At 53.0% G+C, this 1,561-nt stretch carries 2 protein-coding genes; both read right to left on the bottom strand.

Features of this window, described 5'->3' with window-relative positions; translation table 11 throughout:
• Nucleotides 1-115: 115 nt before the first annotated feature.
• The gene (locus tag JX325_RS16450) at nucleotides 116-826 is read right to left on the bottom strand and encodes a polyphosphate polymerase domain-containing protein (protein WP_204792112.1); all 711 of its coding nucleotides are present in this window, start codon (nucleotides 824-826) and stop codon (nucleotides 116-118) included.
• Between the two features lie 9 nt (nucleotides 827-835).
• The coding region (locus JX325_RS16445; RefSeq protein WP_204792111.1) for a CotH kinase family protein at nucleotides 836-1,561 on the bottom strand (726 nt) is incomplete at its 5' end.

Genomic DNA, 1,561 nt, shown 5'->3' with positions numbered 1-1,561 from the left:
GTGTAGACAATCATTCCGCAGAGAAACGCAGCCAGCATACTCAGGATTACATGATTGGCAGTCAGACTTCCGGCTTCTTTCAGAAAGCTCTTTTTAAAAATATCGGAAAATGTCATCATCGGAACAAACGCCTCCTTTTTTCATTTCGGCACATGACGTACTTGGAAATAGCGCACCGTTCCGTCATAGCGGTTTTCAAAATCTGAACAGCGGTGCTCGGCAAAAAAAGGTCAAATTTGATCTCCAGAACCATCCGCCCCGGCTCCAGTACCTTCCGCACCTCGAAGGATTCCGAGAGCATATCGCACTCGCCGATGGAAGCGGAGATATCCTTATCAAAGGTAATCCGTACAGCTCCTTCCCGCATCCCCCAAGCCTCCCGAAGATACTCCACCGCCACCACAGGCCGCAGCAGCTGTGCGTGATGGTGTGCATAAAGCTCCCGACAGAGGGGAAACGTGCTGGAGAGAAGAAAATCGTATTCCTCGGAAAGGATGTCCTCGTATTCCCGGCGGCTGAGGGGAACGCTTTCCTTGGAAACGTACGCGCCGTATTTTCGTTTGCACTCCAGGAGTATGGGGGCATCGGAGCGGTTATAGCACCGAATGCGGAATTTTTTCCGAAACTGATATCCAGCCTCCTTCTCCGTCAGGGAAGACTGGTGGATGTCGTCAAAGTAAACGCTGGTGACCAGGTAGCCCTCTGGGTCTGCCATGTTGGGGTCCGGGTCCGCAACGGCGGAGAGGCGGGACCGGAGCGTGTGGTAATCGCTTTCATTAATATAGTATTTCAGCTCCTGGCGCAGCCGGTGTCCCAGGTATTCCATACGTTCACCTCACTTCAAAGTAAATGCCCGAATGCCATATGCCTTCCCGCCGCTCTGAGCAGTCACACACTCCAGGCTGATCTGCTCCCGGCCCTTGGAGTCCGTGCCGGATACCCATACATAATAGGTCCCATCGGGCAGCCCCTCCTCCAGCAGGAAACCGGTTTCCTGGAGACCGGTGATCTCATACACCATATCCTGCATGGCACGGTCGGAATACACCCGGAGGCTGTAAGATACCGGGGGCGCCGTCAAAGAGCAGAACGGCTCCCAGGCGAACCGGACTGAACCGTCCGAATTCCGCATGGGTTCGGCTACATAGCCGGAAAGCGGATATTGGCGAGAGCTATTGAACATATCATAATTGTAGAGAATACTGTCGTATGTGCCATCAAGATAGGTAAGCCACTGATCTAATGTATATCTCCGCAAATCCGGAGACGGCTCTAGAGCCGAAGCCTTTTCCAACACAGATTTATAGGCTTCCACCAGCGCCGCCACACGCTCTCTGATAATATGAGTGTCCAGCAGCTCCCGCATTTTTGCGTCCAGTTTTTCGATGCCGCCGGGTATCTCCTGGAAATACCGGCGGTGCAGCCGTGAGGCCATCAATCCTTGAATACCGCGGAGGGACTCCGGCGCATTGGATGCAAACTCACCAAAAAGCAGGCTCCCGTCAAAATCCCAGTGTATAAAATACCATGTTCGGGAGTTTTCCGGATTGTAGAGCAGGAA

Source organism: Oscillibacter sp. CU971, assembly GCF_905219725.1.
Taxonomy (GTDB): Bacteria; Bacillota; Clostridia; order Oscillospirales; family Oscillospiraceae; genus Oscillibacter.
This window is presented reverse-complemented; position numbering and strand designations above follow the sequence as displayed.

Excerpts from the sequence above, each read along its gene's own strand:
- JX325_RS16450 (WP_204792112.1), bottom strand. The coding sequence starts at position 826 with ATGGAATACCTGGGACACCGGCTGCGCCAGGAGCTGAAATACTATATT.